The organism is Rubellimicrobium mesophilum DSM 19309 (genome assembly GCF_000600335.2).
Lineage (GTDB): Bacteria > Pseudomonadota > Alphaproteobacteria > Rhodobacterales > Rhodobacteraceae > Rubellimicrobium > Rubellimicrobium mesophilum.
In genome coordinates this window covers 1-5,926 of sequence record NZ_KK088523.1, presented here as the reverse complement: position 1 = coordinate 5,926, position 5,926 = coordinate 1, and the positions used below count along the sequence as shown (strand labels likewise).

The 5,926-nt window shown below is 73.1% G+C and carries 8 protein-coding genes and 1 pseudogene; 8 read left to right on the top strand and 1 reads right to left on the bottom strand.

Going from position 1 to position 5,926, the window contains the following annotated elements; genetic code table 11:
- Positions 1-112: pseudogene (locus RUMESO_RS26730) on the top strand (alpha-ketoglutarate-dependent dioxygenase AlkB); the annotation flags it as partial.
- A 62-nt stretch (positions 113-174) separates the two neighbouring features.
- Entirely contained in the window at positions 175-570 is a 396-nt protein-coding gene (locus tag RUMESO_RS01935; RefSeq protein ID WP_051520919.1) for a hypothetical protein, read from the top strand.
- A 94-nt stretch (positions 571-664) separates the two neighbouring features.
- Here RUMESO_RS01935 and RUMESO_RS01930 read toward each other — a convergent pair whose 3' ends face one another.
- Positions 665-1,276: a COG3650 family protein gene (locus tag RUMESO_RS01930; RefSeq protein ID WP_051520918.1), complete on the bottom strand. Its 612-nt coding sequence runs from the start codon at positions 1,274-1,276 to the stop codon at positions 665-667.
- Positions 1,277-1,419: 143 nt separating this feature from the next.
- Between RUMESO_RS01930 and cysQ the strand changes: the two genes are divergently transcribed.
- The 6 genes from cysQ to RUMESO_RS01900 form a co-directional block, all read left to right on the top strand.
- Positions 1,420-2,223 carry a 3'(2'),5'-bisphosphate nucleotidase CysQ gene (gene cysQ / locus RUMESO_RS01925; RefSeq protein WP_037277649.1) on the top strand — a complete coding sequence of 268 codons (804 nt, stop codon included), beginning with the start codon at positions 1,420-1,422 and terminating at the stop codon, positions 2,221-2,223.
- 4 nt (positions 2,224-2,227) lie between these two features.
- Complete coding sequence (locus RUMESO_RS01920; RefSeq protein WP_037277647.1) at positions 2,228-2,635, top strand: VOC family protein; 408 nt, start codon at positions 2,228-2,230, stop codon at positions 2,633-2,635.
- Between the two features lie 4 nt (positions 2,636-2,639).
- Positions 2,640-3,437 carry a 3-deoxy-manno-octulosonate cytidylyltransferase gene (locus tag RUMESO_RS01915; RefSeq protein WP_037277645.1) on the top strand — a complete coding sequence of 266 codons (798 nt, stop codon included), beginning with the start codon at positions 2,640-2,642 and terminating at the stop codon, positions 3,435-3,437.
- Positions 3,438-3,519: 82 nt separating this feature from the next.
- Positions 3,520-4,416: a UTP--glucose-1-phosphate uridylyltransferase gene (locus RUMESO_RS01910; RefSeq protein ID WP_156362608.1), complete on the top strand. Its 897-nt coding sequence runs from the start codon at positions 3,520-3,522 to the stop codon at positions 4,414-4,416.
- 140 nt (positions 4,417-4,556) lie between these two features.
- Positions 4,557-5,420 carry a dienelactone hydrolase family protein gene (locus RUMESO_RS01905; protein WP_051520917.1) on the top strand — a complete coding sequence of 288 codons (864 nt, stop codon included), beginning with the start codon at positions 4,557-4,559 and terminating at the stop codon, positions 5,418-5,420.
- Between the two features lie 259 nt (positions 5,421-5,679).
- Positions 5,680-5,926, top strand: a 247-nt coding sequence (locus RUMESO_RS01900; RefSeq protein WP_037277641.1) for a hypothetical protein, incomplete at its 3' end; no start/stop codon positions are given.

Sequence of the window (5,926 nt, the reverse complement as noted above, 5' to 3'; positions counted from 1 at the left end):
CGGCGGCCCCGCCCGCCTCGTCCACCACGGCATCGACCGGGTGCGCGAGGGGAGCAGCGACCTCGTCCCCGGCGGCGGGCGGATCAACCTGACGCTCCGGGTCGTGACCTGACGGGAACAGGGCGCGCACCCGGCGGTTTCGCCCCCGGACCCCTTCGCAACGGAGCCGACGACATGGACCAGAACGAGATCTTGGACGGGACCGACCGGCTGACCGTGGACGGCCAGCCCTCCCCGCGCCCCGAGCCCCCCGCCCGACCGGACCAGGCGAGCCCCCCGGAGGAGCCCCGCGACCCCGACCGTCCGCGTGCCTCCGAGGCCGCCGGGCGGGGCTCCCGCCGCATCCAGGTGCGCGAGGTCACGCAGTATCAGGTCTCCTGGGTCGAGCGGGAGCCGGGCGAGGAAGGGCGGTTCACGATCCAGCTCATCCTCGACAACGGAGTGGAGGAATACCTCCTCGACGTCGACAGCGACGACATGGAGCCGCTCCTGCGCCTCCTCGGAACGAGCGGGCACACCACCTTCGACCTCGCCCGCAAGGTCCTGATGTTCTCGAATCTCGGGGCCTGAGCCACGTGGGGCCTGGCCCCGACCCCTGTGGGTTTCCGCCCCGATCCACCGTAGGGCGGGCTGAAGCCCGCCCTACGGGGCTGCACCCTCCCGCTCACCGCGACGACAGCGCGCAGCACCCTTCGAGGAACAGCTCCCCCCGGTTCCAGACCAGCGCCGCGAGCCCGTAGGGCCGGTCGCTCATCCCGTCCGAGCAGGCCTTCCGGATCACCGTCAGGTCCAGCGTCTCGCCGCCCGCGTCGAAGGCGGCGACCGCGCCCGTCCGGCCCCCGGCCTCGCCCAAGGGGCGCAGCGGGATGTCCCCCCGCTCGGGCGACTGGAAGGCCGCGCCGTCCTCGGACAGCCGCAGCGACCAGAAGGGCTCGGTCCCCCGGCAGAGAAGCGGGCGCGGCACCGGCCCCGGATACGCGGCCTCCCGCGCGAGGTAGCGCATCGACACCCAGCCCGACCCCTCGCGGAAGGCCATCCGCCCCCAGCGCCCGTCCGGCGACAGCTCCACGACCTCCACCCCCGTGCTCCCCGGCGGCAGGGTGGCGAGGATGCGGGCCGAGGCGTCGGGGCCCTCGCGCACGTTCAGCACGTCCCCCGCCGCGACCCCGGTGACCGTGAAGCGCGCGGGCAGGTCTTGCGCCGCGGCCATCGCGCCCCAGAGCGCAAGCACCAGGGCGGCCAGGAAGGACAGGGGACCGATGGGCCGGTGGAACATCGCGACGCCTCCATCTTGAGCGAACCGGCGCGCCCGGAGCCGCCGGACCGCGCCACGCGGGCGGGACCGGCTTGCCGATCCCGCGCCCGGCCAGCATAAGGACCCCCGCGGCCCCGGATCAACCGGAGCGGGAGGGCGCGCCTATGGACTTCGACCGGCTTTGCGAAACGATGCGACGCCTCGCGCTCGACGCGGGCGAGGCGATCATGCGAATCTACGAGGCCCCCGACATGGGGGTGGAGCAGAAGGCCGACGCCTCTCCGGTCACCGCCGCCGACCTCGCCGCCGACCGCATCATCTCGGACGGCCTGCGCGCCGCCTTCCCCGAGATCCCCCTCGTCACCGAGGAGCAGGCCGCCACCCACGGCACCCTCGCCCGGGGCGACTTCCTGATCGTGGACCCGCTCGACGGCACCAAGGAGTTCGTGCAGCGGCGCGGCGACTTCACCGTGAACATCGCCTATGTCCGCGACGGCACCCCCATCCGGGGCGTCGTCTACGCCCCCGCCAAGGAGCGGCTCTTCTACACCAACGCCCTCGGCCAGTCGGTCGAGGAGGACGGCACCCACGACCCCTCGCGCGTCGGCGTCTCCCAGCCGATCCGCGTGGCGCACCGGCCCGATAACGGCGCGCTCCGCGTCGTGGCCTCCAAGAGCCACCGCGACGCCGCCACCGACGCCTACATCGCCGGCTACCAGGTCGCCGACTTCAAGAGCGCCGGGTCCTCCCTCAAGTTCTGCCTCGTGGCGACGGGCGAGGCCGACCTCTACCCGCGCCTCGGCCGCACCATGGAATGGGACACGGCGGCGGGGCAGGCGGTGCTCATGGGCGCCGGCGGCTGCGTGGTGCGCTTCGACACCCACGCGCCGCTCCTCTACGGCAAGCCCGGCTACGAGAACCCCTTCTTCATCGCCCACGCCCCGGGGGTGGAACTGCAGAAAGGCTGACCGCATGGAACTCCGCATCGGCCGCCTGATCGACCATGTCCACATCGTCGTGCGGGACCTCGCGGCGGCGCGGCAGTTCCACGAGGCCGGGCTCGCCGCGCTGAACCCCGACCTCGCGCTCCGCGACGGCCCCGGGTTCTTCACGGTGGACGAGCTCTTCGTCTCCGAGGGCGAGCCCCTGTCGCACATCCACCTCGCCTTCCAGGCCCCCGACCGCGCGGCCGTGGACCGCTGGCACGCGGCGGTCCTGCAGGCCGGCGGCCGCGACAACGGCGCCCCCGGCGAGCGGTCCTACCACCCCGGCTACTACGCCGCCTTCGCCTACGACCCCGACGGCAACAACATCGAGGCGGTCTTCCACGGCCCCCATGCCCGCTCGGCCGACTCCATCACCGTCACCGCCGACCTCTGATCCGATGTCCGTCCTCCTCGTCATCCCCGCGCGCCACGCCTCCACCCGCTACCCCGGCAAGCCCCTTGCCCCCCTGCGCGGCGCCACCGGCGAATCCCGCAGCCTCCTCCGCCGCTCCTGGGACGCCGCGCGCGAGGTCCGGGGCATCGACCGCGTCGTCGTCGCCACCGAGGACGAGCGCATCCGCGCCCACGCCATGTCCTTCGGCGCCGAGGTGGTGATGACCTCCGACCGTCCCCGCAACGGCACCGAGCGCTGCGTCGAGGCGATGGACCTCCTGGGCGACCACGACCTCGTCGTGAACCTCCAGGGCGACGCCCCCCTCACGCCCCCCTGGTTCGTCGAGGACCTTGTCGCCGGCCTGGACGCCGCCCCTTCGATGCAGGTCGCCACCCCCGTCCTCCGCATGGAGGGCGCGGCCCTGACCGGCTTCCTCGAGGACCGGCGCGAAGGGCGGGTCGGCGGCACCACGGCGGTCTTCGGGACCGATCGCCGGGCGCTCTACTTCTCCAAGGAGGTCGTCCCCTACACGGGCCGCCCCTACGCCCCCCGCGAGCCCACCCCCGTCTTCCACCACGTCGGCGTCTACGCCTACCGCCCGGGCGCCTTGCGCGCCTACGCCGCCCGCGAGCCCGGCCCGCTGGAGACGCTGGAAGGGCTGGAGCAGCTCCGCTTCCTCGAACACGGCATCCCCGTCCTCTGCGTGGAGGTCGAGGCGCGCGGGCGCGAGTTCTGGGAGCTCAACAATCCATCGGACGTGCCCCGGATCGAGGCGATGATGGCGACGATGGGGATGCCCTGAAGGTGGCATCACTTTCAGACGTTTGCCGAAACCCTGGCCCGTGTTACCTTTGGGCCCTCTCGTTCATTCAGGGTAAGGATTCATGATGGTGCGCAAGGTCACCAAGGCGGTTTTTCCTGTTGCGGGTCTCGGCACGCGGTTCCTGCCCGCCACCAAGTCGGTTCCCAAGGAGATCATGACCCTCGTGGACCGGCCGCTGATCCAGTACGCCATCGACGAGGCCCGCGCCGCCGGCATCACCGACTTCATCTTCGTCACCGCCAAGGGCAAGAGCGCGCTCGAGGACTACTTCGACCACGCGGGGGAGCTGGAAGCCAAGCTCGAGGCCGACGGCAAGCACGACCTCCTGGAGGCGCTGCGCTCCTCCAACATGGAATCCGGCGCCATCGCCTACATCCGCCAGCACAAGGCGCTGGGCCTGGGCCACGCCGTCGGCTGCGCGCGCCGCCTGATCGGCGACGAGCCCTTCGCCGTGCTCCTCCCCGACGACGTCATCGCGGCCGAGAAGCCCTGCCTGCAGCAGATGGTCGAGGCCTATGCCGAGACCGGGGGCTCCATGGTCGCCGCCATGGAGGTGCCGCCCAAGCGCGCCTCCTCCTACGGCGTGCTCGACGTGGCCGAGGACATGGGCACCATGGTCTCGGTCAAGGGCATGGTGGAGAAGCCCAAGCCCGGCACCGCGCCCTCGAACCTTGCGGTGATCGGCCGCTACATCCTGGCGCCCACGGTCATGGAGAACCTCGACAGGATCACCCCCTCCGCCGGGGGCGAGCTGCAGCTCACCGACGCCATCGCCATGGAGCTGACGCAAGGCCGGCCCGTCTACGGCTACCGCTTCCGGGGCGAGCGCTTCGACTGCGGCTCCAAGGCCGGCTTCCTCCAGGCCACGGTCGCCTTCGGCCTCGCGCGCGAGGAGCTCTGCGACGAGTTCGAGGACTACCTCCACCAGATCGTCGCCATGCGGAAGGCCGCGCAGTAGGGGCTGCGCCCGATCCCGTCGTGGGCACGGAGGGCGACCTCCGCGCCTGACGGGCCGCGACGTCTCGCGCGGGAACCGACGTGACGGACCTGCCGCAGGCCCTCGATCCCGTCAGCCGTCCGAGGGATGGAACCCTCACGATGCCGAGTCTCCTCCGCGCCGGCCTCCGTGGCCCGGCGCTCCGCCTCGCGGCGGCGCTCCTGGGCCTTCTGCTCGCGGCCTCCTGCGGCCCCCTCGTCCAGGAGGCGCCCGAAGCGCGCGAGGCCCGGCTCGCCCCAAGCTGGCGGCTCGTCCAGCCCGAGGGTCCCGGGCGGCGCCCGGCCGCCATCGTCCTCTCGGGCTGCGACGGCGTGCACGACAACATGGCCTTCTGGGCCGAGGCCCTGGCGCGCCGGGGTCGTGCCGTGCTCATCCTCGACAGCCACGCGCCGCGGGGCCTCGACCGCGACCCGGCTTGGCGGCTCGTCTGCGCGGGCCAGGTCCTGCGAGGGGCCGAGCGGGCCGGCGACGTCGCGGCGGCGCTGGATGCCCTGGCGCGCAGCCCGGGGGTGGACGCCTCGGACGTGGTGCTCCTCGGCGCTTCGCACGGGGGCTGGACGGCCATGGAGTTCGTGGGCCTCGCCGCGACCGGCCGGACGCCGCCCGGCCTCGCGCGCTGGCCCGAGCCGCCCGCCGCGATGCTGGGGCGCATCTCGGCGCTGGTGCTGCTCTATCCCTATTGCGGGCTTCTCAACGGCGCGCGGGCCGGGGAGTGGCGCGGCGCCCCGCCCACGCTGATGATCCTGTCCGAGAGGGACCGCGTCGTCAGCGCGCCCGCCTGCGCCGAGCGGGCCGAGGCGCTCGGGGCCACCGGCGCCGAGGTCCGGGTGGAGGTGATGCCCGGCGCCGACCACGGCTTCGACCAGGCCGAGAAGTCGCCGCTGTCGCCGCTGCCCTTCGACCCCGCGCGACGGGCGCTGGCGCTCGAAGCGACGCAGGAGTTCCTGGACGGCTTGGGCCTGTGAAGCAAAGCGTAGGGCGGGGTTCCACCCCACCGTTCCCGGTCAACTCCAGCTGCACCCGATTCGTGGTGGGGTGAAACCCCACCCTACGGGGGCGACGCAACACCCCCATCGAGCGACTTCGCTCGTCGCATCAATCTCTTACTCCCGTGGTGTTGCGTCCCCCCACCCCCCACCGAACGCCCCGTTCACCGTCTGTTAACCCCGCTCCGGCATCCTGAGTCGCAACCGCCCTCTCCCTCTCGCCCCGGATGCCGCCCCCATGCCCGTCACCTACACCGCCGCCGAGCTCGCCCTCATCCACCTACCCGTGCCCTACCACGTCCCGCGCGGCCAGCGCCGCATCGCCGACCCCGAGCTCGAAGCCCTCGCCGCCTCCCGCTGGCACTGGCGCCGGGGCTGGGAATCCGAGGGCTTCGTCTTCCCCGACCATCCCCGCCCGCGCGTGCCGGCCGGCCTGCGCCGCGACTTCCCCGAATGGGCCGCCGAGGACGACGCCCGCGACGCCG